The 26,567-nt window shown below is 68.8% G+C and carries 19 protein-coding genes; 11 read left to right on the top strand and 8 right to left on the bottom strand.

Features of this window, described 5'->3' with window-relative positions; genetic code table 11:
• The first annotated feature begins 4 nt into the window (after nucleotides 1-4).
• The 9 genes from HBB12_RS05710 to HBB12_RS05670 all read left to right on the top strand — a co-directional run bounded on the left by HBB12_RS05710 (nucleotide 5) and on the right by HBB12_RS05670 (nucleotide 8,641).
• Nucleotides 5-613 (top strand): Uma2 family endonuclease, encoded by a 609-nt coding sequence (locus HBB12_RS05710; RefSeq protein ID WP_236988469.1) that lies wholly within the window; start codon nucleotides 5-7, stop codon nucleotides 611-613.
• 4 nt (nucleotides 614-617) lie between these two features.
• Nucleotides 618-2,075 carry a pyruvate dehydrogenase complex dihydrolipoamide acetyltransferase gene (locus HBB12_RS05705; RefSeq protein ID WP_236988468.1) on the top strand — a complete coding sequence of 486 codons (1,458 nt, stop codon included), beginning with the start codon at nucleotides 618-620 and terminating at the stop codon, nucleotides 2,073-2,075.
• A gap of 186 nt (nucleotides 2,076-2,261) precedes the next feature.
• Nucleotides 2,262-3,281, top strand: a complete 1,020-nt coding sequence (locus HBB12_RS05700) for a hypothetical protein (RefSeq protein ID WP_236988467.1) — start codon at nucleotides 2,262-2,264, stop codon at nucleotides 3,279-3,281.
• Complete coding sequence (gene lpdA / locus HBB12_RS05695) at nucleotides 3,281-4,720, top strand: dihydrolipoyl dehydrogenase (RefSeq protein ID WP_236988466.1); 1,440 nt, start codon at nucleotides 3,281-3,283, stop codon at nucleotides 4,718-4,720. Before HBB12_RS05700 ends, lpdA begins: the two co-directional genes overlap by 1 nt.
• A 526-nt stretch (nucleotides 4,721-5,246) precedes the next feature.
• A complete protein-coding gene (locus HBB12_RS05690; RefSeq protein ID WP_236988465.1) occupies nucleotides 5,247-5,576 on the top strand; it encodes a hypothetical protein in 330 nt (109 codons plus the stop codon).
• A 469-nt stretch (nucleotides 5,577-6,045) separates the two neighbouring features.
• Nucleotides 6,046-6,324, top strand: a complete 279-nt coding sequence (locus HBB12_RS05685; RefSeq protein ID WP_236988464.1) for a hypothetical protein — start codon at nucleotides 6,046-6,048, stop codon at nucleotides 6,322-6,324.
• 135 nt (nucleotides 6,325-6,459) lie between these two features.
• A complete protein-coding gene (locus tag HBB12_RS05680; protein ID WP_236988463.1) occupies nucleotides 6,460-6,936 on the top strand; it encodes a nuclear transport factor 2 family protein in 477 nt (158 codons plus the stop codon).
• Between the two features lie 105 nt (nucleotides 6,937-7,041).
• Nucleotides 7,042-7,350, top strand: coding sequence for a phage holin family protein (locus tag HBB12_RS05675; RefSeq protein WP_236988462.1), 309 nt, complete (start codon nucleotides 7,042-7,044; stop codon nucleotides 7,348-7,350).
• 550 nt (nucleotides 7,351-7,900) lie between these two features.
• Entirely contained in the window at nucleotides 7,901-8,641 is a 741-nt protein-coding gene (locus HBB12_RS05670; RefSeq protein ID WP_236988461.1) for a phosphorylase, read from the top strand.
• Here HBB12_RS05670 and hpnH read toward each other — a convergent pair.
• Complete coding sequence (gene hpnH, locus HBB12_RS05665; RefSeq protein ID WP_236988460.1) at nucleotides 8,564-9,718, bottom strand: adenosyl-hopene transferase HpnH; 1,155 nt, start codon at nucleotides 9,716-9,718, stop codon at nucleotides 8,564-8,566. The genes HBB12_RS05670 and hpnH overlap by 78 nt on opposite strands.
• A gap of 122 nt (nucleotides 9,719-9,840) precedes the next feature.
• On the bottom strand, nucleotides 9,841-10,791 hold the full coding sequence (gene ispH / locus HBB12_RS05660) for a 4-hydroxy-3-methylbut-2-enyl diphosphate reductase (protein WP_236988459.1): 951 nt from the start codon (nucleotides 10,789-10,791) through the stop codon (nucleotides 9,841-9,843).
• 413 nt (nucleotides 10,792-11,204) lie between these two features.
• On the opposite strand from ispH, the gene HBB12_RS05655 reads away from it, so the two are divergent.
• Nucleotides 11,205-13,868: an MMPL family transporter gene (locus tag HBB12_RS05655; protein WP_236988458.1), complete on the top strand. Its 2,664-nt coding sequence runs from the start codon at nucleotides 11,205-11,207 to the stop codon at nucleotides 13,866-13,868.
• Between the two features lie 548 nt (nucleotides 13,869-14,416).
• A complete protein-coding gene (locus HBB12_RS05650) occupies nucleotides 14,417-15,892 on the top strand; it encodes a SulP family inorganic anion transporter (protein ID WP_236988457.1) in 1,476 nt (491 codons plus the stop codon).
• 251 nt (nucleotides 15,893-16,143) lie between these two features.
• Here HBB12_RS05650 and HBB12_RS05645 read toward each other — a convergent pair whose 3' ends face one another.
• The 6 genes from HBB12_RS05645 to HBB12_RS05620 form a co-directional block, all read right to left on the bottom strand.
• Nucleotides 16,144-16,782, bottom strand: a complete 639-nt coding sequence (locus HBB12_RS05645) for a TetR/AcrR family transcriptional regulator (RefSeq protein ID WP_236988456.1) — start codon at nucleotides 16,780-16,782, stop codon at nucleotides 16,144-16,146.
• A gap of 79 nt (nucleotides 16,783-16,861) precedes the next feature.
• The gene (locus HBB12_RS05640) at nucleotides 16,862-18,250 is read right to left on the bottom strand and encodes a cytochrome P450 (protein WP_236988455.1); all 1,389 of its coding nucleotides are present in this window, start codon (nucleotides 18,248-18,250) and stop codon (nucleotides 16,862-16,864) included.
• A gap of 35 nt (nucleotides 18,251-18,285) precedes the next feature.
• Nucleotides 18,286-19,524, bottom strand: a complete 1,239-nt coding sequence (locus tag HBB12_RS05635; protein ID WP_236988454.1) for a phosphopentomutase — start codon at nucleotides 19,522-19,524, stop codon at nucleotides 18,286-18,288.
• The gene (locus HBB12_RS05630; protein WP_236988453.1) at nucleotides 19,521-21,140 is read right to left on the bottom strand and encodes an ABC transporter ATP-binding protein; all 1,620 of its coding nucleotides are present in this window, start codon (nucleotides 21,138-21,140) and stop codon (nucleotides 19,521-19,523) included. Before HBB12_RS05630 ends, HBB12_RS05635 begins: the two co-directional genes overlap by 4 nt.
• Nucleotides 21,141-21,491: 351 nt before the next feature.
• A complete protein-coding gene (locus HBB12_RS05625) occupies nucleotides 21,492-22,928 on the bottom strand; it encodes an efflux transporter outer membrane subunit (RefSeq protein WP_236988452.1) in 1,437 nt (478 codons plus the stop codon).
• A 263-nt stretch (nucleotides 22,929-23,191) separates the two neighbouring features.
• Nucleotides 23,192-26,476, bottom strand: coding sequence for an efflux RND transporter permease subunit (locus HBB12_RS05620; protein WP_236988451.1), 3,285 nt, complete (start codon nucleotides 26,474-26,476; stop codon nucleotides 23,192-23,194).
• Nucleotides 26,477-26,567: the final 91 nt, after the last annotated feature.

Raw genomic sequence — 26,567 nt, 5'->3', positions numbered from 1 at the left:
CCTCATGGCCGAGGCCGCGCCGCGTTGGGCCACCTATGCCGACCTCGAGGCGGTGCCGGACCACCTCGTGGCCGAGATCGTCGATGGGGTGCTGGAGACCCATCCGCGGCCGCGGCCGCTGCACAGCATCGCGTCGGCGCGGCTCTCGGGTGAACTGGATCGCCCATTCTCCCGCGGGCGCGGCGGCCCGGGCGGCTGGATTTTCATGATCGAGCCCGAGCTTCATCTCGGGCCGCACGTGGTCGTGCCCGACCTCGCCGGCTGGCGCCTCGAACGCCTGCCGGTGATCCCGAAGACCGCCTTCATCGAAACTTCGCCCGACTGGGTCTGCGAGATCCTGTCACCGTCGACCACTCGGCTCGACCGCGGGCCGAAACGGCGGATTTATGCCGAGTTCGGCGTCGGTCACCTCTGGCTGCTCGATCCCGCCAACGGCGTACTCGAAGGCTTTGCGCTTGTGGGTGACCACTGGCTGCTCCTCGGCACCGTGGAGCGCGGCGGCGACGTGGTCCTGCCGCCCTTCGAGGCCGCCCCGTTCCCGCTCGACGATCTCTTCCCTATTGAGGCTTCGCCTCCCGACGATCCGGCCGCCCCTCCTCCCGCCGAGACCTGAATCCATGCCGATCAACGTCCTGATGCCCGCCCTCTCGCCGACCATGGAGAAGGGCAACCTCGCCAAGTGGCTCAAGAAGGAGGGCGACACCGTCAAGTCGGGCGACATCCTGGCCGAGATCGAGACCGACAAGGCGACGATGGAGGTCGAGGCGGTCGACGAGGGTGTGCTCGCCAAGATCGTGGTGCCGGAGGGCACCGCCGACGTGCCGGTCAACGACCTGATCGCCCTCATCGCCGAGGAGGGCGAGGATCCGGGTAGCGTGACGGCCGGGGGCAACGGGCAGGACAAGACGGCGAAGGCCGGGACGTCGCCGGCCGGCAAGGCGGAGGGTGGCAAGGCCGAGGGCGGTAAGCCCCAGGCGCCCGCCGGCAACGAGACGCCGGGCGGCGGTACGATGGCGTATGAGCGGGTCGACACCGCGCCGGAGGGCGCGCGACCGGCGTCGGCCGGCAAGCAGGAGGGCGGACGCCTGTTCGCCTCGCCGCTCGCCCGCCGCATCGCCAAGCAGGAAGGCCTCGACCTCGGTGCGGTGACGGGCTCGGGCCCGCACGGCCGGATCATCGAGCGCGACGTGCGCGCCGCCCTCGAACGCGGGACCGCCAAGGGAACGGCCAAGCCCGCACCGCAAGCCGCCGCCAAGGAGGCCCCCGCCTCCGCCGCGAAGCCCGAGCCTGCCCCAGCTCCGAAGCCCGCCGCGGCCGCCGCCCCGCCCTCCGGCCTCACGGCCAAGCAGGTGATGGGGATGTTCGAGCCGGGCTCCTACGAGGAAGTGCCCCTCGACGGGATGCGCAAGACCATCGCCAAGCGCCTGGTCGAGTCGAAGCAGACCGTCCCGCATTTCTACCTCTCCCTCGACGTCGAGCTCGACGCGCTCCTGAGCTTGCGCGAGCAGGTCAATGCGGGAGCCGCGAAGGACAAGGACGGCAAGCCGGCCTTCAAGCTCTCGGTCAACGACTTCGTCATCAAGGCGCTGGCGCTGGCGCTCCAGCGGGTGCCGGCGGCGAATTCCGTCTGGGCCGAGGACCGGATCCTGCGGTTCCGTCACTCGGATGTCGGCGTCGCGGTAGCGATCGACGGCGGGCTGTTCACCCCGGTGATCCGCAAGGCCGAGCAGAAGACCCTCTCGACCATCTCGGCCGAGATGAAGGATCTGGCGGCTCGCGCCCGCACCAAGAAGCTGAAGCCCGAGGAGTATCAGGGCGGCACCACGGCGGTGTCGAATCTCGGCATGTTCGGCATCAAGTCGTTCGGCGCGGTCATCAACCCGCCCCACGGCACCATCCTGGCGGTCGGCGCCGGCGAGGCCCGGGTGGTGGCGAAGAACGGCGCGCCCGCGGTGGTCCAGGCGATGACGGTGACGCTCTCCTGCGACCACCGGGTGGTCGACGGGGCGCTCGGCGCCGAATTGCTCGCGGCCTTCAAGGGCTTGATCGAGAGCCCGATGAGCATGCTGGTTTGAAATAGGGCCCGTATTTGTAGTGCGGGAGATTGCAAAATAAATTTGCCATCCAGATGTTATATTTGGGCGGCATCTGGAGCAATCTCCCTGCGTTAGTTCCCCCGCTCTAGCAGATGGCGCGCGTAGAATTCTTGATCATTCAGCGTGCTTGTATTAATATGGGGCAAATTGGAGTGGTGGACATAAATGGTAAATCTATCAGTCAAACAAGGGGATGTGATTAACCACGTATGTGATATGCTCGTTTTGAAATACGCGGATAGATTTCATGGCGCAGACGCTGTGGTCGCTGATCTGATATCATTTTCGGGTCCAGTTCAAGACGGCTCATATTCTATATTGCAGGGGATAGGAATCGGACCGAAAAAGGTTATGTTTGTTGGGGTTGGCCCTCTTGCGGAATTTCGATACTCAAAAATTCATAGTTTTGCGTATAATGCCCTCGCTTCCTTGAGGCATGAGAAGGCAGCAATACGAACGATTGCGACGACAATACATGGTCCTGGGTACGGTCTCGATGAGTCCGAGTCTTTCCTGTCTCTGATTTCTGGATTCTATCAGGCAATTCAAGAAAAGTTATATCCCGGCCACTTGGAGGAAATCACTATTGTCGAACGTGCGGCTGCTAGGGCTTCCCACCTGACAAGGCTCTTGGACCAAAAAATTGGCATCAAGCCCTTATATGGTGATGGCCAAGAGAAGGGCGCATCTCGAAAGCAGGTGGCGAAGACATCCTCAGCCAGGGATATCGCCATTAATAAAAAGCTTGCCTCGTATGGGGCCGCCAGTGAAAATAAGATAAAATTATTTGTTGCAATGCCGTTTAAATCTGATTTCAGCGACGAATTTGATATCGCTATAACCGAAGCGGTAGAAAACAACGGTATTCTCTGTGAAAGAATGGACCAGCAATCATATATCGGGGATATATTGCAGAACATAAAGGAAAGAATTGAAAAATTTGATGGCGTCCTAGCACTTCTCAACGAATCAAATCCAAATGTTTTTCTTGAGCTGGGATATGCTTGGGCAAAAGGAAAGCCAGCAGTTCTCATGCTGAAAGAGGGGAGCGATCTTCCTTTCGATGTAGGGGGTCAGAGGTGTATTGTTTATAAAAATATCGGAGATTTGAGGAAACGATTAACAATCGAGCTGAAAAACTTAAAAGAAGATGGTGTATTCTCAAAATCGAAAGGCGGTCGCTGATGAATAATGACACCTACGACGTCCTCATCATCGGCGCCGGTCCCGGCGGCTACGTGGCGGCGATCCGGGCCGCGCAGCTCGGCTTCAAGACGGCGGTGGTGGACCGCGAGCACCTGGGCGGCATCTGCCTCAACTGGGGCTGCATCCCCACCAAGGCACTGCTGCGCTCGGCCGAGATCTACCATTACATGCAGCACGCCAAGGATTACGGCCTGACGGCGGACAATGTCGGGTTCGACACCGCCGCCATCGTCAAGCGCTCGCGCGGCGTGTCGAGCCGGCTCAACGGCGGCGTCGGCATGCTGCTCAAGAAGAACAAGGTCGACGTGATCTGGGGCGAGGCGGCGATCGAGGCGGCGCCGAAAGGCAACGAACCCGGCCGGGTCGTGGTCAAGGAGACGAAGCGCGCCGAAGCCCCGAAGGGCGCCAAGGCCGCGGGCACCTACCGGGCCAAGCACATCGTCGTGGCGACCGGCGCCCGGCCGCGGGCGATTCCCGGCATCGAGCCGGACAGACGCCAGATCTGGACCTATTACGAGGCCATGGTCCCGGAGAAGATGCCCAAGAGCCTGCTGGTGATGGGCTCGGGCGCGATCGGCATCGAGTTCGCTTCGTTCTACCGCACCATGGGCGCCGAGGTGACGGTGGTGGAATTGCTGCCGCAGATCCTGCCGGTGGAGGACCACGAGATCGCGGCGCACGCCCGCAAGCGCTTCGAGAAGCAGGGCATCCGGATCCTCACCGGCGCCAAGGTGACCAAGGTCACGAAGGGCGAGGCGGTCACCGCCACGGTCGAGACCGAGGGCGGCAAGACGCAAGAGATCACCGCCGAGATCCTGATCTCGGCGGTCGGCGTCGTCGGCAACATCGAGAATCTCGGCCTGGAGACGCTCGGGGTGAAGATCGAGCGCGGCATCGTCGCCACCGACGGGCTCGGGCGCACCAGCGTGCCGGGCATCTACGCCATCGGCGACGTCGCCGGCCCGCCGATGCTGGCCCACAAGGCCGAGCACGAGGGCGTGATCTGCGTCGAGACCATCAAGGGCCTGCACACCCACCCGATGGACAAGGGCAAGATTCCGGGCTGCACCTATTGCCAGCCGCAAGTCGCCTCGGTCGGCCTCACCGAGGCCAAGGCCAAGGAGCAGGGTTTCGATGTCCGGGTCGGCCGCTTCCCGTTCGCGGGCAACGGCAAGGCGATCGCGCTGGGCGAACCCGACGGCCTGGTGAAGACGATCTTCGACCGCAAGACCGGCCAGCTGCTCGGCGCCCACATGGTCGGGGCCGAGGTGACCGAGCTGATCCAGGGCTACGTCGTGGCGATGACCCTCGAGACCACCGAGGAAGAGCTGATGCACACGGTCTTCCCGCACCCGACCCTCAGCGAGATGATGCACGAGAGCGTGCTCGACGCCTATGGGCGGGTGATCCACACCTAGGGACGCTGGAGCGCGAGACGCTCTTTCGAAACGACGGGTCGACATCCGAAGGCCAGGCGCGATCCGCCTTCGCGGTCACGCTCTCGGAAAGGGCGATCATGGGCCGAGCCGGCGGCGCGATGCTGCCGGCAGCGGGGTCCCTCGACCCTCCTGCGTCCCGTCGCTGTCAGCCGCCGGTGGAGCCGTCACGCTCCGCCAGCCCGGCATGGGCTGGTACGTCGGGCGCCATGGTCGATCGAGATCGGGGATTGCCGCCCGGTCCCGACGAGATCGTCTCACCGGCGCCACCTCGGTACATGCGCCTCTTGGGCTCAGCCGATGTGCTTAAAAATATTTCAGGACTGACTTTATCGTTATTCCATGCGCAACCTAATGCCCGGTTGAGCGTGTAAATCGGAATTGTCTAAATAATACTTGTGAGGCGCAGCAGGGAAAACCCATGAAAAACGCAATATTCTGGATCGCGATCGTGACGTGCGCGGCATGTCACGCCAGATCGGCTGAGGCGGGCGCGCCCAGATATAAGGTGGATGCCTCGAGCGGAAAAATTATATCTCTTTCAAATTTATCAGACAAAGAAGATTGCTTTCCATCGACATTAAAAGGAAAGATCGTCAAGCGGGAATTTGACAGATCTGGATTTAATATAGAGAGTATTATCTTGGAAAAAGCGGACGGAACAAGAACATTTGTAAACGCAGGAGATAATCGCGGCGATGATGCCGTAACGGTCGGTAACGTCAAGCGCGGTCTCGAAACGATGTTGAAGGAAGGCCGAAACGTCGTCCTTGGCGTTTGGGCCTGCGGAGCCGCCGGCCGTGTCCTCAGGATCCACTCGGTTCGATCTGCGAACTAGAGAGCTTCACGATCGCGTTGCAATCGCGAAGTTCTCTATGTCTTTAATTTTTTTGCGTTTTCTACGACGAGCCGGTATCCGATTCGTCGGAAAATGCTCTGGCCTCCGCGCAAGGAAAACTCGCTGGACTGGCAGCCGTTCACCCCGCGAGCCTGTCGAGGCAGGCGCTCCAGTCGGGGCGTGTTGAAGGGCCTCTTGCGGCCCGCGTGAGGCGGTCGCACAGGCCGCTCAATCCTCTCTCCCCTCGCTTGTCGGTCCCGATCGAGATCACCGGGGACGACCCGATGCACGGGGCCATCCCGCACCCGACCCTCAGCGAGAAGACGATGAGAATGGGCTCGACACCTGTGGGCGGGTGATCCCCACCTGCCCCGCTCTGCCCTGCCCTTCCGGCAACGCAAACCAGCTTTGCCGCGAACCGGAAGGCCTGGCTCGGTGTTGACCCGCCGGAGAGAGCCGGAGAGGTGGAATGTCGATGCCGTTGACCCGCGCCGTCGCCCTGGCGGGAGCCGTCCTGCTCCTCGCGCCTGCTGGCGCGAGCGCTCAAGGGACCGAGCGGCAGCGCATGGCCTGCATGACGGACGCCATGACGCTGTGCGCCGCCGACGTTCCCAACACGCGGCGCATCGAGCGCTGCCTGCGCCGCAACTATGCCAGCGTCAGCCCGCCCTGCCAGGGCGAGCTGGATGCCGCCAGCGCCGCCGCTTCGGGCCGGGACGCGGCCGGGCCCCCGCGGCAGGGTTATTGACCGAGCGCTCCCATTTCGCGGGCCAAGCCCGACTGTGATGGCGCGGTGGCCTGAAGCGGGGCTCCGCGCTAAGCTCGGGGCGTGCGGCGCGGCCGGGATCAACCCGTCGGTGACCGCACGGACGGGAGGAAGTCCATGGAACGGACAGAGAGCTGCTCGCGGCGCGTCCTGCTGGCGGGCATGACGATGGGGGTGATGGCGGCCCCGATGCTCGGATCGGGCGCGGCCCTGGCCGCGGACGGGAACGAGGCGGTGGCCGGGAAGCTCGAGGCCCTGCGGGTCGCGATCGTGGAGGGCGACGCCAAGGCGCTCGACGCCCTCACCCATCCGCAGCTCAGCTACGGCCATTCGAGCGGGCGCAAGATCGAGACCAAGCCCCAGTTCATCGCCAGCCTCGCCGGCAAGACCAACTACAAGTCGCTGACCTTCTCGGAGCCGTGGTTCCAGATCGTCGGCGATACCGCCATGGTCCGTCACGTCTGGGACGGCGCCGATATCCTGCCCAACGGCGAGACCGGCCGCTCCTACATCGCGGTGATGCAGGTCTGGCTGAAAGATGGCGGCGACTGGCGGCTGCTGGCCCGCCAGAGCTGTCCGCTCAAGCCCGCCTGACGGGCACGACCCGGGAACGACGGCCAAGCTCGGGCGTTTTCGCTCGCCGCACCGATGCCCGGTCGCGGCGAGGCGGGAGCGCGAGCTTTGCGGGCCGACCGGCAGGTGAGCACGATCAGGCTGGTCGTCGAGGCGGTACGCCTCGCGAGCAGCCTGGCCGTCAAGGAGATCACGCTGTTCTCCGACGAGGTCGACCGGATCGCCCGCGTCGTCTCGGGCTGGGCCCTGTGGGGCGGCGCGATCCTGCTGCTCGCCTGCGTCAGCGGTTTCCTGCTGCTGATGGCCCTGGTGAAGGGTCTCGGGGGGCTGATCGGGTCGGAGCCGATCGCGGCCGTGATCGGGGCGGCGCCCTTCACCGTCGCGGCCGCCATGCTGGCATTCTGGGGCCTGCGGAAGATGGACATCCGGCGCTAGCCGGATCGTCCCCGCATCGCAAAGGCCACCCATGTGCTTCGAGCATGGCCGTTGTGCGCTGCAATCGATTGCTTTGTGCGATGCAGCATGAGATAACCGCGTCGTACCGCAGCGATGGCGTCGCGGCGGTGCAGCCCTCTTTGGGCGTTTCCTCCCTAGACTTCGGGCCGCCTCGCAAGGGCGGCCTTTTTTCTGTCCGAGCGGGGTCATAGCCGAGGCGGGCCGGGGCCTACAAGCACAATCGTGCCCCGTCCGCCGCCGGATGGCACGATCCTGCGTTCAGCCGGGCAGGCTGACCGATCGCCCGACGGCATCACGCCGTCCGCCGCTCCGCTTACCCATCGATGGCGATCACCCGATCCACCGGCGGCAGCCTGCCGGGATTGTCTGCGGGCATTTCTGTGCCGTCGTTCATGGGTGGTCATTCACGGCACCGGCCGGAGCCCCGCCCGTGTCACCGGCGCCACAGGACCGCCTCCTCCGCTCTGGTATGAGGGGTGCTTGTCGCCTGCCCCCAATGCCTGCCCCCATTGAAAGCTCAGGACTCCGCATGATCGTCGTCGAGGACACCACCGGTCCGAACGGGCCTCATCCCGTCCTGGCCGTGACCGGCCTGGCCCGCGAGGCGCGGCTCGCCGCCGGGCCGGGCGTGGCGACGGTGGGGGCCGGGGGCAATCCGGAGCGGTTGCGGGATCTTTTGAAGGGGCGCAGCGGCCCGGGCTGCCGGGCGGTGATGAGCATCGGCATTGCCGGCGGGCTCGATCCGGCCTTGGTGCCGGGCGACGTCGTGGTGGCGACCGGGGTCGTCTCGGCCGGGCGGCGCTTCCAGGCGCATCCGGAGGTGGTCGCGGCTCTCGCCCGCCGGTTGGCGGACGCGCCGGGGCGGGTGATCCAGGCCGATGTCGCGGGGGTGGAGGCGGCGGTGCTGTCTCCGCACGCCAAGGCGGTCCTGCATGCCGAGACCGGCACTGCTGCGGTCGACATGGAATCGCAGGTCGCGGCGGCCTTCGCGGAGGTCCACGGCCTGCCGTTCTGCGCCGTCCGGGTGGTGTGCGACCCGGCCGACCGCGCCCTGCCGGCGGCGATCGCCAAGGCCCTCAAGCCGGACGGCGAGCCCGATATCCTCGCCGTCCTGTCGGCTCTGGCCCGCCGCTCGGCGAGCGTGGGCGGGCTGGTGCGCCTCGCCCGCGACTCGTCGGCGGCCTTCGCCTCGTTAGGCCGCTGTCGCGCGCTTCTTGGCGTCGGCCTTGGCGTCCCGGATCTCGGAGAGCTTCTGCGCGACGTTGCGTGAGAACACGAACTCGGCCGGGCGCTGGTTCTCGAGGGAGATCTCGGGAGCCATCTCGCCCTCGGTCTTGATCCCGCGGAGAGCGTAGATCACCGGCTTCCACGGCTTCTTCACCGAGTCGACCACCGACGAGGCCTCGTAGCCGGAATGCACCATGCAGTCGGCGCACTTCTCGTAGTTGCCGGTGCCGTAGGAATCCCAGTCCGTGGTCTCCATCAGCTCCTTGAAGGTCTTGGCGTAGCCTTCGCCGAGCAGGTAGCACGGCTTCTGCCAGCCGAAGACCGTCCGGGTCGGGTTGCCCCACGGCGTGCAGTGGTAGGTCTGGTTGCCGGCCAGGAAGTCGAGGAACAGGCCTGATTGCTGGAAGGTCCACTTCTCGCGGCCCTTCTCCTTGCCGAGACGGAACACGCCGCGGAACAGGTCCTTGGTCGCCCGGCGGTTGAGGAAGTGCTGCTGGTCGGGGGCGCGCTCGTAGGCGTAGCCGGGGGAGACGGTGATGCCGTCGATGCCCATCCGGGTCACGCTGTCGAAGAAGTCGGCGATCTTGTCGGCCGAGGAGTTGTTGAAGAAGGTGCAGTTGATCGTGACCCGGAAGCCCATCTCCTTGGCCTTCTGGATCGCCGCCACCGCCTTGTCGTAGACGCCGCGCTGGCACACCGACTGGTCGTGCATGTCCTTGTCGCCATCGAGATGGATCGACCAAGTGAAATACGGGCTCGGCTTGTATTGCGCGATCTTCTTCTCGAGGAGAAGTGCGTTGGTGCAGACGATCGCGAACTTCTTCTGGGCGATGATGCCCTCGACGATCTGCGGCAGGTCCTTGTGCAGGAGCGGCTCGCCGCCGGCGATGACCACCACGGGTGCACCGCACTCGCGGACCGACTCGAGAGCTTCGTCGACCGGCAGGCGCTTGTTGAGGATCTCGTCCGGATAGTCGATCTTGCCGCAGCCCGCGCAGGCAAGATTGCACCGGAACAACGGCTCCATCATCATGACAAGCGGGTAGCGCTTGCGGCCGGTGAGGTGCTGCTTGAGGATGTAGCCGCCGATCTTCGCGACGTACCGGAGAGGAATGCCCAAGACCAAGGCTCCTTGTGTCGTGGTTCGTGTCGAGTGCTGTGCCAAGCGGGCTGATTAGCCCGAAAAGTGGCGGATTTCCAGCAAGCTAGGTTCGAAAGAGTCCAGGCTGGGTGCGTATCGGCCTAACTGTGGCCCAAACTCGACGGGAGCGGGAAGCTTGCGCTCTCGACCACGCCCGGAAGCGTGGAAATCCGCAGGGGGGTGCGACGCTGCAGCGCAGCAATCACCTCGGCGATCACCACCTCGGGGGTCGACGCGCCGGCGGTCAGCCCGAGGGTCCGCACGCCGTCGAGGGCGATTCGGCGCAAGTCCTCCGCGCCTTCGACGAGATGGCTCGGCCGGCCGGCCTCGGCGGCGACCTCGCGCAGGCGGTTGCAGTTCGAGGAATTCTTCGCGCCGACCACCAGGATCAGGTCGGCGACCTCGGCGAGCGCCCGCACGGCGGCCTGGCGGTTCTGGGTCGCGTAGCAGATGTCCCTGGTCTCTGGCCCGACGAGATCGGGGAAGCGTCTGTGCAGGACCGCGATGATCGCCCGCGTGTCGTCGACGCTGAGCGTCGTCTGGGTGACGTAGGCGAGCCGCGTCTCGGCGGGCAGGTCGAGGGTCTCGGCCTCCGCCACGCTGCCGACGAGATGGACCGCCCCGTCGATCCGGCCGAGCGTCCCCTCGACCTCGGCGTGGCCGGCATGACCCACCAGGATCACCGTGCGGCCTTGCGCGGCATAAAGCTGCCCTTGCTTGTGCACCTTGGCGACCAGCGGGCAGGTGGCGTCGATCACGGGCAGGCTCCGTCGCGCGGCCTCCGCCTCGACCGCCCGCGACACGCCGTGGGCCGAGAAGATCGTGGTGGCCCCAATAGGCACCGCGTCGAGGCTCTCGACGAAGTGGGCGCCCTTGGCCTTCAGGTCGGCGACGACGCGGCCGTTATGGACGATCTCGTGGCGAACATAGACCGCGCGATCGCCCCGGGCGAGCACCCGCTCGACGATGTCGACCGCCCGCACCACCCCGGCGCAGAAGCCCCGCGGCTGGGCCAGCACGAGGTCGATCCCGTTCTCCTGCTCTGCCGCCACCGGACCTCCGTCTCGTCTCGCCGCGACTCGGCTCCTGTCGGGCAAAGCCCTCTCGTCCTGCCGGGCAAAGCCCTCTCGGGCCGAAGGTTTAGGGCGAGGCCGGCGGAGGCGTAAAGCCGAGCCGGGCCGAAGGACCTGCGCGGCGAAGTCCGGTCGGATCGGGGATCCGTTTTGCGCCAACGCGTTGCAATCGGGCCTGCGGGTCATTACCTAGCGCGCCACGGACGCTCCCTGGAGCGTTGCCGTGACACCGATGCACCTCGCGACCATGGGCGCCGCCGCCCCGCGCGCTATGTTGGTCCCGGCTAGCGCGCGTCTTGCACGGGACATCGCCGTGGCAGGGCCGTCGGGCCGATCGTCAGGATTCCACCGGGCCGCCGCATGGCCCGCGAGCTAGAGGCAGGCTTCGCATCGTGATCGAACGGCTCGTGGCGTTTTCCGTACACCGGCGCTGGCTCGTCCTCGTGGCCGCGCTGCTGCTCACCGTCGCGAGCGCCGTCACGGCGGCGCATCTCTTCCGCATCAACACCGACGTCGAGCGCCTCATCACCCCGGACGTGCCCTGGCGCCAGGACGAGATCCAGTTCGAGAAGATTTTTCCGCAGCGCAGCAACCTCCTCGTCACGGTGATCGACGGGCAGACCCCGGAACAGGCCGAGGAGGCGGCGACCCGCCTGACCCAGGCCCTCGCGACCCACAAGGACCTGCTGCCGATCGTCTACCGCCCCGATGGCGGGCCGTTCTTCGACAAGAACGGCCTCCTGCTGATGCCCCAGAAGGAACTGGACCAGACCACGGAGCGGCTGATCCAGCAGCAGGGCCTGCTCGGGCCGCTCGCCGCCGACCCGTCCCTGCGCGGCATCATGCAGGCCATGGTGATGGGCGCTCAAGGGGTGAAGGCGGGCCAGGCCAAGCCCGAGGACCTCGTCGGCCCGATGGGCCAGATGAAGGAGGTCTTTGATCGCGTCCTGAAGGGCGAGCGGGCGCAGCTCTCGTGGCAATTGCTGCTCTCGGGCGGCAAGGCCGAGCCGAGCGACCTGCGCCGCTTCGTCATCGCCCAGCCGGTGCTCGACTACGACGCCCTGCAGCCCGGCGAGAAGGCGACCCAGCTGATCCGCGAGACCGCCCGCAACCTCGGCCTGACCGAGGCCAACGGGGTGCGGGTGCGCCTCACCGGCCAGGTCGCGGTGGCGGACGACGAGTTCGCGACCCTCGCCGACGATGCCGGGCTGAACTACTCGGTCACCGGCGGCGCCATCGTGCTGTTCCTGTGGCTGGCGCTCCGCTCGGGCAGCCTCGTCGTCGCGGTGCTCGTCACCACCTTCGCGGGGCTCATCGTCACGGCCGCCCTCGGTCTCCTGATGGTCGGCGAGCTGAACCCGATCTCGGTCGCCTTCGCGGCCCTGTTCGTCGGCCTGGGCATCGATTTCGGCATCCAGTTCGCCGTGCGCTATCGCGCCGACCGCTTCGCCGAGGGAGACCTGGAGCGGGCGATCCGCTCGGCCGCCCGGGGCGTCGGCTGGTCGCTGACGCTGGCGGCGGTGTCGCTGCTGGCCGGCTTCTTCTCCTTCCTGCCGACCGACTTCCGCGGCGTGTCCGAGCTCGGCCTGATCGCCGGCGTCGGCATGATCGTCGCCTACCTGTTCTCGCTCACCATGCTGCCGGCGCTGATCGCCGTGCTGCGGCCGCCGGGCGAGAAGCAGGAGGTCGGCACCGCCAGCATGGCCTCGGTCGATCACTGGATCCTCGAGCACCGCAAGCTGGTCCTGGCGCTGACCGGCCTCGTCACCGTGGCGGGCCTGCCGCTGCTCTACTGGCTGCCGTTCGATTCGAACCCGATGCACCTGCGCAGCGCGAAGGTGGAATCGGTCGCGACCTATCTCGATCTCGCCAAGGACCCGAAGACCAGCCCGAACTCGATCGACGTGGTGGTGCCGGACCGCGACGCCATCGACCCGATGGTCAGGAAGCTGATGGCCCTGCCGGGTGTCGCCGGGGTGATCGACATCAACACCTTCGTGCCCGCCGACCAGGACCAGAAGCTCGCGACCATCGAGGACGCGGCGCAGGTGCTCGGGCCCGTGCTCAACCCGCCCCGCGTCGCGCCCCCGCCGACCGACCGCGAGGTGGTGACGGCGATCCGCAACGCCGTGACGGCGCTCCGCGGGATCGCGCAGGGTGCCAAGGAGCAGGGTGGCAAGGAGCAGGGCGCCGCCGCTTCCGGCCCGCTCGCCACCATCCAGGGCTTCACCGACACCCTCGACCGCCTGGCTTCCGCCGAGCCGTCCGTCCGCGAGGCCGCCGCCGCCGCGGTGGTGCCGAACCTCAAGGTCCTGCTCACCCGCCTGCGCAGCCTGCTCGCGCCGGAGAAGATCACCCTCGAGAACCTGCCCAAGCAGATCCGCTCCGACTGGATCGCCGCCGACGGCAAGGCCCGGATCGAGGTGCAGCCGAAGGGCAACTCGAACGACAACCTGGTGCAGCGGCGCTTCGCCAAGGAAGTCCTGAGCGTCGCTCCCCACGCCACCGGCGCGCCGGTCGCCACCACCCTGTCGAGCCACACCATCCTGGGCGCCTTCATCGAGGCGGGCCTGCTGGCGCTGCTCTCGATCTTCATCATCCTGTCGGTGGCCCTGCGCCGGCCCTGGGACGTCGCCATGGCGCTCGGACCGCTGGTGCTCGCCACCCTGTGGACGCTGGAGGCGCTCTACCTCATCGGCATGCCGCTCAACTTCGCCAACATCATCGCGCTGCCCTTGATGCTGGCGGTGGGCGTGGCCTTCCACATCTACTACGTGATCGCCTGGCGGGCCGGCGTCGCCGACATGCTCGCCTCCAGCCTGACCCGGGCGATCTTCTTCTCGGCGCTGACCACCGGCACCGCCTTCGGCTCGCTGGTCCTGTCGAGCCACCCGGGCACCGCCAGCATGGGCAAGCTGCTCGCCCTGTCGCTGTTCTTCACCCTGGTCGCCGCCTTCTTCATCGTCCCGGCCTTCCTCGGGCCGCCGCCGAAGCAGAAGGCCAAGGACGGGGTGCCGGAGAATGCGGCGCGGCGGGATCCGCTGATCCCGGCCTAGGGGCTGGAGTACGCTCCGTAACGACAAGGCCCGCCCCTCCGCCGAGGGGCGGGCTTTTTTCTTGAAGGGCGCGGGGAATCTCCTCTCCCCGCGGGCGGGGAGAGGGCTGCGTCTCCGTTCAGGAGATGCAGCAAGCCCGAAGGGCGAGGGTGAGGGGGTGTTTCCGGAAGAGTCTCACCCGTAGAGACCCCCTCACCCTCGCTCCGGCTACGCCTGCGCTCCTTTCGCCCCCGACGAGAGGGGCGAAAGCCTCTCCCCGCCCGCGGGGAGAGGGGAAACCCGCGCCAATCTCGGTTTGGTTGGTTCCCGATAACCCTGCGCCCAGCCGTTGCGACTTTGATCCCCTCGCCCCGTTGCGCCGCAGCAAAGACCCGTGTACGCACGGACCCATGATGCAGGATCGAGCCATATTGGTCTCGCGGCCCACGCCGCCGTAGCGCTCCGCTCTCCCGCGTCCTCTCTCCACGCCTGTCCTCCGTACCCGTCCGCTCCGCGCGGCGGACCGTCCTCGCGCGCCTCGTCGCGCCCGTTCCGAAAGCTCAGACTCCATGAACCTCGTCCGCCTGCGGCGCGAATGGGCGCCCGACGTCACGCGCGAGATCCTGGCCGGCACCGTCGTGGCGCTTGCCCTCATCCCCGAATCGCTCGCCTTCTCGGTCATCGCCGGGGTCGACCCGAGGGTCGCGCTCTATGCCTCGTTCTGCATCGCGGTCGTCACCGCCATCGCGGGCGGGCGCCCGGCGATGATCTCGGCGGCCACCGGGGCGACCGCCCTGCTGATGACGTCGCTGGTCAAGGATCACGGCCTCGGCCATCTCCTCGCCGCCACCATCCTCACCGGCCTGATCCAGATCGCCGCCGGGGCGTTCAAGCTCGGCGACCTGATGCGCTTCGTCTCGCGCTCGGTCGTCACCGGCTTCGTCAACGCGCTCGCCATCCTCATCTTCATGGCCCAGCTGCCGGAGCTGATCGGCCGCGGGCCGGTCGTCTACGCGATGACCGCCGCCGGCATCGCGCTGATCTACGGCCTGCCGTACCTGACGAAGGCCGTGCCCCCGGCGCTGGTGGCGATCGTGCTGTGCACCGCCCTGTCGATGAGCCTCGGCCTCGACATCCGCACCGTCGGCGACATGGGAGCGCTGCCGAGCGAATTGCCGAGCTTTGCCCTGCCGCAGGTGCCATTCACCCTGGAGACCCTGCGGATCATCCTGCCCTATTCGCTGACGATCGCCATGGTCGGCCTGCTCGAGAGCCTGATGACCGCGGCGATCATCGACGAGCGCACCGACACCACCTCGAACAAGAACCGCGAATGCACCGGCCAGGGGCTGGCCAACGTCACCGCCGGCCTGTTCGGCGGCATGGCCGGCTGCGCGATGATCGGCCAGTCGATGATCAACGTCTCGTCGGGGGGCCGCGGCCGGCTCTCGACCCTGTGGTCCGGCGCCTTCCTGCTGTTCCTGATCGTGGTGCTCGGGCGTTACGTGGCGCAGATCCCGATGGCGGCGCTCGTCGCCGTGATGATCGTGGTCTCGGTCGACACCTTCCAGTGGCGCTCGATCCGCACCCTGGTCACCCACCCGACCACGTCGAGCATCGTGATGCTCGGCACCGTCGCGGTCGTGCTCGTCACCCACGACCTCGCCAAGGGCGTCCTGTTCGGCGTGATCCTGAGCGGGCTGTTCTTCGCCCACAAGGTCACCCGGTTCTTCGCCGTCGCCTCGAACCGCGAGGGCCGGACCTGCACCTACCGGGTGACGGGCCAGATCTTCTTCGCCACCGCGGAGGCCTTCCATGCCGGCTTCGACTTCCGCGAGGAGGAACTGGAGCGCGTGGTGATCGACCTGACGCAGGCCCATTTCTGGGACCTCACCGCCGTCAACGCCCTCGACCGGGTCGTGCTGAAGTTCCGCCACCACGGGGTACCGGTGGAGATCGTCGGCCTCAACGCGGCCTCGGCGACGTTGGTCGAGAAGCTCGGCACCCACGACAAGCCGGGATCGGCCGTGGCTTCGGGGCATTGAGCCATCGAGCGTATCGGAACGGCCGGGATGCGGGCGATTGATCGTCTTCCCAATCGCGACCTCATCCTGAGGTGTCGGTCGATCGAAGATCGACTGACCTCGAAGGAGGGCTCCAGGGATCGCAGTGGTCTCTGGGGGCCTCCTTCGAGGCTCCCTTCGGTCGAATGCGATCTTCGATCGCCAGCACCTCAGGATCAGGTCATGGGTGGGATGGAAGGCCGGATCGACGGAAAAGCGTCGCGCCCACGCCCCTACCCCGTCCTGACCGTCGCCCCGTGCACCATCGCCAGCACCCCGGCCCGCAAGAGGTCGTACTTGGTCGGAAGGCCCGGCCCGGTCGGCAGCCGGCCGGCTGCGGCGAGCGTCGCGATGCCGTGGGACAAGGCCCAGACTTCGAGGGCGACGAAGCGTGGATCGACGCCGGGCGCGAATCCGTCCGGGAAGGTCGAGCGTAGGGCCTCGACCAGCAATTCGAAGGCATTGCGGTCCCGCGGGGCCTGAACCGGCTTGCAGTCGTCGGGTCCGACGGGCCGGGCCTCGAAGATCGCCGCGTAGTAGCCCGGCTCCTCCTCGGCGAAGGTCAGGTAGGCCTCGCCCATGCGTGTGAAGCGCTCCAGCGGCGTGCCGGGGCCGCGCAAAGCCCGGGCCAGCCGCGCGGCGAGTTCCGTGAAGCCGCGCTCGGCCACCTCCTCCAAGAGGGCCTCGCGGCCGCGGAAGTGGCGGTAGAGCGCCGCCGGCGAGACGCCGACGAGGCGCGCCGCATCGACCAGGGTGAAGCCGCCGATCCCGCGCTCCGCGATGAAGCGGCGCGCGGCCTCGATCAGGGCCTCCTTGAGGTTGCCGTGATGGTAGCCGCGCCGGTCGGACGGGCCGCTGCGCCAGGGTCGCACCGTGTCTTCAATCTCTTCGCGGGGCCGGGCCGGCCGCTTCCCGCACAGCCCATAGAGCATTTTCGCGCGCGCGGCAGGCTCAACCGGCGCGGCGTTCGAGATGGAAGCGCGGCACGTGGTCCGGCCGCAAAGTCGTGGTCGCCACCGGCAGCACCGGGCGGTCGCCGTCGAGGGAGAGGCGGAAGTCGCGCATCAGGCGCGCCAGGACCAGGATCGCCTCGGCGAGCGCCAGCTGCGCCCCGATGCAGATCCGCGGGCCGGCACCGAACGGCAGGTAGACGAAGCGGTCCGGCTCCGGCCCGTCGAGGAAGCGGCGCGGGTCGAAGACCTCCGGCCGGTCCCACCACAGCGGGTTGCGGTGGAGCACCCAGGTCGGGATCATCACGATGCTGCCGGCCGGGATCGCCGTGCCCTCGACCACGCTCGCCCGGGCGGCGCGGCGGGGGATGACGTAGACCGGCGGATAGAGCCGCAGGGTCTCCTGCGCCACCGACCGGGCGAGCCGCAGATGGGCCAGGGACGTGGCCGCGCCCGCCTCCGACAGGTCGAGGCCGGCGGCTTCCGCCGCGAGCGCGTCCTGCACGGCGGGTTCCCGGGCGAGGAGCGTGCAGGCCCAGAACAGGGTCGAGGCGGTGGTCTCGTGGCCGGCGACGATCAGGGTGCCGACCTCGTCGGCGAGCAAGCCTCCGGGCGCGTCGCCATGCGCCTCGACCAGGAGGTCGAACAGGTCCCGCGCCTCCCCCGTCGCCCCCTGTGCCCGCCGCGCCGCCAGCACCGCCCGCACGGTCCCGAGCCAGCGGCGGCGAAACAGCGCCCGGCGCGGGCTCGACGGGGTCGGCCAGCCGGGCGGCAGCAGGAAATCGGCGATCGTCGGCCGGCCGAGCCGGTCGAGATAGCCGGAGACCAGCCTCCTTATCTCGGTGCCCAGCGCCCCGGTCTCCAGCGAGAACATCGACGTGGTGGCGATGTCGAGGGCGACGCGCTGCATCTCGGAGCGCAGGTCGGCCGGGGCGCCGAGGCCGGCTTCCAGCCGGCGGCAGGATTCCTCCGCGGCACGGGCGACGAAGCGCAGCATCAAGGGCAGGGTGCGCGGCGTGAAGGCCGGGGCCAGCACCCGGCGCTGATGGCGCCAGGCCTCGCCGTCGGCGAGCACCAGGCCGTTCCCGGCGATCGGCCCGATCGCCCGCCGCCCGGCAGGCAGGCGCAGGAAATCCTCGGTGGCCGAGAGCAGGACGTGGCGGGCGCCGGCCGGCGTGGACAGCAGCACGATCCGGCCGCCCCCGGGCAGCGGCACCGTCACCGCCGGTTCGTCGAGGCAGGCGCGGGGCAGCGCCTCCAGGGTGTTGCGCCGGAACGCGCCGAGGAGCTTGAGCCAGCCGACCCGCTCGGCGAGGGCCGGCACCGGCGGCGCGTAGGCTCCGGGCTCGTGCGCCGCGACGGGGAGCGGACCGGAAGCCGTGATGGACAAGGCGAAAACGTCTCCGCTGGCGCACCGTCCCTGCTTTACGCGAGCGGTCCGGGCTCCCTCAAGCTGTGATCGGCCAAGCTGTGATCGGTCAAGCCGAGATGATCCGCGACCCTCCGGCCGATCGCCGAAAAGCCGAGCCGCCCGAGGGGGCCGGGTGCCACATCCGGCCCGAAGGCCAGGACGGGCACCTGCTCGCGGGTATGGTCGGTGCCGGGCCAGGTCGGGTCGTTGCCGTGATCGGCGGTGACGAGGCAGAGGTCGCCGGGCTTGAGCGCCGCCCGGATCTCCGGGATCCTGGCGTCGAAGCGTTCGAGCGCGGCGGCGTAGCCCGGCACGTCGCGGCGGTGGCCGTATTCGGTGTCGAACTCGACGAGGTTGGCGAAGACGAAGCCGCCCTCGGGCAGGTCGGCCAGCGCCGCGAGGGCGGCGGTGAGGCAGGCCTCGTTGCCGCCGGGCTTGACCTCGCGGCCGGTCGCCCGATGGGCGAAGATGTCGCCGATCTTGCCGACGCTCACCACCGTCCGGCCGGCGGCGGTCAGGCGGTCGAGCAGCGTGTCGGCCGGCGGCGGCACCGCGTAGTCGCGCCGGTGGGCGGTGCGGGTGAAGCCGGTGGTCGCATCACCGATGAAGGGCCGGGCGATGACCCGGCCGATGCGGTAGGGGTCGCAGAGCCGGCGGGCGATGGTGCAGAGCCGATAGAGCCGGTCGAGCCCGAACGTCTCCTCGTGGGCGGCGATCTGGAACACGCTGTCGACGGAGGTGTAGCAGATCGGCTTGCCCGTCCGGACGTGCTCCGCTCCGAGTTCCTCGATGATCGCGGTGCCGGAGGCGTGGCAATCGCCGAGGATGCCCGGCAGCCCGGCCTCCTCGACCAGGGCCTCGATCAGCTCCGGCGGGAAGGCTGGCCGCGTCGCCGGGAAATGGCCCCAGGCGAAATCCACCGGCACCCCGGCGATCTCCCAGTGGCCGGACACCGTGTCCTTGCCCTGCGCGCCCTCGACCGCGTGGCCGAAGGCGCCTGCGATCGGCCCGGGCGGGGCGAGGCCGGGCGGGATCCGGCCGCTCGCACCTTGCGCCGCGAGCCCGAGGCCGAGGCCGGCGAGGTGCGGCAGGTGCAGCGGGCCGCTCCGCAGGCCCGCCCGGTCGCCGCGGCCTTGGGCGCAGGCCTCGGCGATGTGGCCGAGCGTGTCGGCGCCCGCGTCGCCGAAAGCCGCGGCATCCGGCGCGCCGCCGATGCCGACGGAATCGAGCACGATGAGGAGCGCCCGGCTCATTCGCTCACCGCCCCGGTCGGGGCCGCCGCGAGGTCGAAGGCGGCGGCAAATAGCGCGCGGGTGTAGTCGGTGCGGGGCCGGGAGAAGATGTCCTCCGCCGCGCCCTCCTCCACCACCTGGCCGCCCTGCATCACCATCACCCGGTTGGCGAGCGCGCGGACCACCTTGAGGTCGTGGCTGATGAACAGGTAGCCGAGGCCGCGGCGGGCCTGCAGGTCGCGCAGCAACTCGACGATCTGCGCCTGGACCGACATGTCCAGCGCCGAGGTCGGCTCGTCGAGGACGACGAAGCGCGGATCGAGCGCCATGGCGCGGGCGATCGCGATGCGCTGGCGCTGGCCGCCGGAGAATTCGTGCGGGTAGCGGTCCATCGCCGCCGGATCGAGCCCGACATCGGTCAGCGCCCGGGCGACGATCTCCCGGCGCTCGGCCTCGGTGCGGCCCTTGCCCTGCACCTCGAGCCCCTCGGCGACGATCTCGGCCACCGACATCCGGGGCGAGAGCGAGCCGTAGGGATCCTGGAACACCACCTGCATCTCTCGCCGCAGGGGCCGCATGGCGTTCGCCGACAGCCCGTCGATGCGCCGGCCGAGATAGACCACCGGCCCCTGCGAGGCGATGAGGCGCAGGATGGCGAGGCCCAGCGTGGTTTTCCCCGAGCCCGACTCGCCCACCACCCCGACGGTCTCGCCCTCGCGCACGCTCAAGGCCACCCCGTCCACCGCCTTGACGTGGCCGGTGGTGCGGCGGAGCAAGCCCGTCTTGATCGGGAAGTGGACCTTGATCGGCCCGGCCTCGACCAGGATCGGCGCCCCGTCCGGCACCGGGTTGCCGCGGCCCCGCGGCTCGGCGGCGAGCAGGCGCTTCGTGTAGTCGTGCTGCGGATCGGCAAAGACCTCGGCGACCGGGCCGGTCTCGACGATGCGGCCCTGCAGCATGACGCAGACCCGGTCGGCGACCCGGCGCACGATGCCGAGATCGTGGGTGATGAACAGCATCGCCATGCCGAGCCGCGATTTCAGGTCGGCCAGCAGCGACAGGATCTGGGCCTGCACGGTGACGTCGAGCGCCGTGGTCGGCTCGTCCGCCACCAGCAGGTCGGGCTCGCAGGCCAGCGCCATGGCGATCATCACCCGCTGGCGCTGCCCGCCGGACAATTCGTGCGGATAGGCGCCGAGCCGCCGCTCCGCGTCGCGGATGCCGACGAGGTTCAGGAGTTCGAGGGTGCGGGCGCGGGCCGCCTCCCCGCTCATCCCCTTATGCAGCCGCAAGACCTCGCCGACCTGCTCGGCGATGCGGTGCAGCGGGTTGAGCGAGGTCATCGGCTCCTGGAACACCATGGTGATGTCGGCGCCGCGGATCCCGCGCATCTCGGGCTCGGAGAGGGTCAGCAGGTCGCGGCCCTTGAACCGGATATGGCCCTCCGGCACGGCGCCATCGACGAGGCGCAGGATCGAGAGCGCGGTCACCGACTTGCCGGAGCCCGATTCGCCGACGAGGGCCACGGTCTCCCCCGGCGCGATGGCGAAGGAGACGCGATCGACGGCACGGGTCTCGCGCCCGCCCTGGCGGAAGGCGACGGAGAGGTCCTGGACGGAGAGGAGCGGGTCGGTCATCGGCTCATGGGTCGGGCGGCGGCGCGCCGGTGGACCGGTGTAGGGCATTGGCGGGCGGGCGGGAACCGGGGCGGTGGAGCGGTCCGGAAAAGGTAAATCGCCGGAAACCCCTCTCCCCGCGGGCGGGGAGAGGACTTCATCGACCTTGTCGTCGATGAAGTGAGCGGAGGCGCAGCCGAAGCGAGGGTGAGGGGGTGTCTCAGGATGAGGCTCCTCCGGCAACACCCCCTCACCCTCGCCCTTCGGGCTTCCTTCACCCCCGACGAGGGGGGCGAAGGCCTCTCCCCGCCCGCGGGGAGAGGAGAGAACCCGAGCTTTATTGATCTCGACACAGATCGGGCGGACACCGCCTCACTCGTCCACCCGCGGCGCCTGGCCGCGGTCGATCGGCAGCGGCGTGAACTGCTTCAAGGCCTCGCCGCTCGGCAGGCTGCTGGTGTCCCAGCCGCCGCCGATCGCGCCGATCAGCGACACCGCGTTGGTGAAGCGGTTGAGCCGGACCTGGAGCGCCGTGACTTCGTTGTTCAGTTCCAGCGCCTGGGCGGTGACGACGGTGGTGTAGTTCTGGGTGCCGGCGCGGTACTCGTTGAGCGCGATCTCGACCGCCCGGCGCGAGGATTGCACCGCCAGCTCCTGCGCGCCCTGCTGGCGGGCGAGGATGCGCTGGCCGGCCAAGCCGTTCTCGACCTGCTGGAAGGCGGTGAGCACGGTCTGGCGGTAATTGGCGACGGCCCCGTCATAGGCCGCCTCGACGGCCTGGAGGGCGGCGGTGCGGGCGCCGCCGTCGAACAGCACCTGAGACCCCGAGGCCGCCACCGACCAGAAGGTGTTGGCGGCCGAGAAGAAGGTGCGGGCCGGATCGCCCGCGATCCCGCCGCTCGCCGACAGGGTGACGGTCGGGTAGAACGCCGCCACCGCGACGCCGATCTGGGCGCTCTGGGATTGCACGGTGCGCTCGGCGAGCGCGATGTCGGGCCGGCGTTCCAGCAGGTCGGAGGGCAGCTTGACCGGCACGGCGGGCGGGCTCGCCGGCAGGCTGCCGCGGACCAGCGACACCTCGGAGGGCGGGCGGCCGATCAGCGTCGCGATGGCGTGTTCGAGGTTCGCCCGCTGCAGCCCGACCGCGATGGCGCTGGCCTGGGTGGTCTGGAGCTGGGTCTGGGCGGTGATGACGTCGGAGCGGGCGGCGACGCCGGCATTGTACTGGTTCTGGGTGATCTCGAGCGAGCGCTGGTAGGCCCGCACGGTGCGCTCCAAGAGGCTCTGGAGCGATTCCTGGTAGCGCAGCTGGTAGTACGCCGTGGCGAGTTGGGTCTGGAGCGCGAGGCGCACCGAGGCGATGTCGGCGGCGCTGGCCTGGGCCGCGGCGACGTCGCTCTCGATCGTGCGGCGGATGCGGCCGAACAGGTCGGGCTCCCAGGTCGCCGAGCCCTGCAGCGTCACGGTGGTGCGCTCGATCCCGCCGGTGCTGGCGCGGCTGATCGAGGGGGCGCCGAGCACGGTCGGGAACAGCTGGGCGCGGGCCTCCTGCACCAGGGCGCGGGCCTGCCGGTAGGCGGCGACCTGGGCGCGCAGGTTCTGGTTGTCGACGTCGATCAGGCGGATCAGCCGGTCGAGGGTGGAATCGCGGAAGACCCGCCACCAGTCGCCGCGCTCGGCCTCGTCGAGGGGCCGCACCGGCCGCCAGTTGCGCGGCGGCATCGGCCGGGCGCCGCCCTCCTTGAAGGCGGGGGGCGTCTCGACGGTGGGGCGGGTGTAATCGGGGCCGACGAGGCAGCCGGCGAGCATGAGCGGGAGCAGGGTCGCTGCCGCCAGATGCGGAGCGCGCCCCCCAACCCTCCCCCCTCTGCGGGGGAGGGTGGCCCGGCCGTGAGGCCGGGTCGGGAGAGGGGACGCCGTTTCCGGAGAGGTCGCGCGCGCGATGAAGGGCGCCACCTGGATCGGCGTCGCGGTCCCCTCTCCCGGCCTGCTCCGCAGGCCACCCTCCCCCGCGGAGGGGGGAGGGTTCACGGGCGCGCGGTCGTTCAAGTCAATGAAATCGGTGGACAAGGTCATTCGGCCGGCAGCGCCCGCGTGGCGGAGCCCCGGCGGCGACCGACCCAGAGCCGGAACCGGTCGAGGTACAGGTAGACGACGGGGGTGGTGTAGAGGGTCAGGACCTGGCTCACGATGAGGCCGCCCACGATGGCGATGCCGAGGGGACGGCGCAGCTCGGAGCCCTCGCCGCCGTCGAGAATCAGCGGCAGCGCGCCGAGAAGCGCGGCCAGGGTTGTCATCATGATCGGGCGGAAGCGCAAGAGGCAGGCCTCGCGGATCGACTCCCGCGGGCTCAAGGACCGCGTGCGCTCGGCGTCCAGCGCGAAGTCGATCATCATGATGGCGTTCTTCTTCACGATGCCGATCAGCAGGATCACGGCGATGAGCGCGATCACCCCGAATTCCTCGCCCGCCAGCATCAGGGCCAGGATCGCCCCGATGCCCGCCGACGGCAGGGTGGAGAGGATGGTGAGCGGGTGGACCCAGCTCTCGTAGAGGATGCCGAGCACGGCGTAGACGGCGAGCAGGGCCGCCAGGATCAGGAGCGGCTGGCGCGTGGACGAGGACTGGAAGCTCTTCGCCGCACCGGCGAATTCCCCGTGGACGGTGGCGGGCAGGCGCAGGTCGCGCATGTGGCCGTCGATCGCCGCGGTGGCGTCGCTCAGGCTCTTGCCGGGGGCGAGGTTGAACGACAGCGTCGTGGCGACGAACAGGCCCTGGTGGCTGACCTGGACCGGGGTCGAGCCGGTCTCGAAGCTGGCAAACGCCGAGAGCGGCACCATCGTCTCCTTGGCGCTGCTGATCGCCGCGCTCGACGAGGCGCTGGAGCGGCCGGCCGCCGCGATGGAGTTGGTGGCGGCGTTGCGGGCTGAATCGGTCGCGACCGCGGCGGCCGCGCTCGTCGCGTCGGTCGGGGCGGTCGCGGCGCTCGCCACCGTGCCGGCGACCGCGTTGGTGGTGGCCGAGCCGCGGGCCCGCGCGCCGGAGGTCGAGACGTAGATCAGCTTCAGCGTCTCGGGATTGTCGAGGTAGCGCGGCGCGATCTCCATCACGACGTGGTACTGGTTCAGCGGGTTGTAGATCGTCGAGACCTGGCGCTGGCCGAAGGCGTCGTAGAGGGTGTTGTCGATCTGGTCCGGGGTCAGGCCGTAGCGGAAGGCGGTCGGCCGGTCGATGACGAGGCGCGTCTCCAGGCCGCCCTGCTGCTGGTCGGAGGTGACGTCGGTGAAGGTCGGGTCCTTCTGCATCGCCTCAAGCAGCTTCGGGGTCCAGGTGTAGAGCTCCTCGCTGGTGTCGCCCTGGAGCGTGTACTGGTACTGCGAGAAGCTCTGGCGCCCGCCCATGGAAAAATCCTGGCGCGGGAACAGGTAGAGCCGGGCGCCGGGAATCGCGGCGAGCTTCGGCCGCAGGCGGGTCATCACGTCGGAGATCGGGTCGCGCTGGCCGAGGGGTTTGAGGCCGACGAAGACGTTGGCCGAGTTGGTGCCGCGCCCGCCGGTGAAGCCGACCACGCTCTCCACCGCCGGGTCGGCCTGGACGATGGCGGTGGCGCGCCGGAGCTTGGCGCTCATCGCCTGGAACGAGATGCGCTGGTCGGCCTGGATGCCGCCGATCATCTGGCCGGTATCCTGCTGGGGAAAGAACCCCTTCGGCACGATGACGTAGAGGTAGACGTTGAGGACCACCGCCGCGAGCAGCACCAGCATCACGGTGACGCCGTGGCGGAGCGCCCAGTCGAGGGTGACGCGATAGCCCGACAGGAGGCCCGCGAAGGCGCCCTCCAGCCCCCGCGCCACCGGGCCCGGGCGCACGCCATGAGCTTCCGGCTTGAGCAACCGGGCGCACATCATCGGCGTGGTGGTGAGCGAGACGACCAGCGAGATCAGGATCGCCAGGGACAGGACGACGGCGAATTCCTGGAAGAACCGCCCGACGATGCCGCCTGCCAGCAGGATCGGCAGGAACACCGCGATCAGCGACAGGCTCATCGACAGGACCGTGAACCCGACCTCGCGGGCGCCGAGCAACGCCGCCTCGACCCGGGAGCGCCCGTCCTCGATGTGGCGCTGGATGTTCTCCAGCACTACGATCGCGTCGTCGACGACGAAGCCTGCCGCGATGATGAGGGCCATCAGCGAGATGTTGTCGAGGCTGTAGTCGCACAGCCACATGGCGGCGAAGGTGCCCACCAGCGAGATCGGCACGGCGACGGCCGGGATCAGGGTCGCGCGGGCGGAGCGCAGGAAGCCGAACACCACCAGGATCACCAGCCCGACCGAGATGATCAGCGTGCGCTCGGCCTCCGCCAGCGACGCCCGGATGGTGAGCGAGCGGTCGCCGGTGACGATCAGCTCGGTGTCGCCCGGGAGCGCCGCCTTGAGCTGCGGCAGGGCACCTTTAAGCCGGTCGATCGTCTCGACGACGTTGCCGCCGGGCTGCTTGTAGACGATCAGGAGCACGCCGCGACGGCCGTTGACGAGGCCGAGGTTGCGACGGTCCTCGACGCCGTCGACCACCTGGCCGACATCGCGAAGCCGCACGCCCGCGCCGTTGCGGTAGGCCACCACGATATCCTGGTAATCGGCGGCCTTGCGGCCCTGGTCGTTGGCGTAGAGCTGGTAGCGCCGCTCGCCGGCCTCGATCGCGCCTTTCGGCGAGTTGGCGTTGGCGCTGGCGAGCGCGGCGCGGATGCCCTCGAGCCCGATTCCGTAATGGAACAGGGCGTTGGGATCGAGCTCGACCCGCACCGCCGGCAGCGACGAGCCGCCGATATCGACGTTGCCGATCCCTTCGAGCTGCGACAGCTTCTGGGCGAGCACCGTCGCGGCGGAATCGTAGAGCGCGCCGGGGCTCAGCGTCTTCGAGGTCAGGCCGAGGATCAGGATCGGCGCGTCGGCCGGGTTGAACTTGCGGTAGGTCGGGTTGGTGCGGAGCGCGGTCGGCAGGTCGGCCCGGGCGGCGTTGATCGCCGCCTGCACGTCGCGGGCGGCGCCGTTGATGTCGCGGTCGAGCCCGAATTGCAGCACGATCCGGGTCTGCCCGACCGAGCTCGTCGAGGTCATCTGGTCGACATCGGCGATCTGGCCCAGCCGCCGTTCGAGCGGCGCCGCCACGGTCGTCGCCATGGTGTCGGGGCTGGCGCCGGGCATCTGCGCCTGGACCAGGATGGTCGGAAAATCGATCTGGGGCAGCGGCGCCACCGGCAGCCGCACGAAGGCGAACAGCCCGGCGAGCAGCACGCCGAGGGTGAGGAGCGTGGTGGCGACCGGGCGCAGGATGAAGGGGGCGGAGAGGTTCACCGGCGGGCCCCGGGGGCTCGACGCAGGCTTTCCCCTCTCCCCGCGGGCGGGGAGAGGACTTCACCCCCCTCGTCGGGGGTGAAGTGAGCGC

This window comes from Methylobacterium sp. SyP6R (assembly GCF_019216885.1).
Lineage (GTDB): Bacteria > Pseudomonadota > Alphaproteobacteria > Rhizobiales > Beijerinckiaceae > Methylobacterium.
Note: the sequence above shows the minus strand (reverse complement) of the source record. Positions and strands in the feature narration are given on the sequence as shown.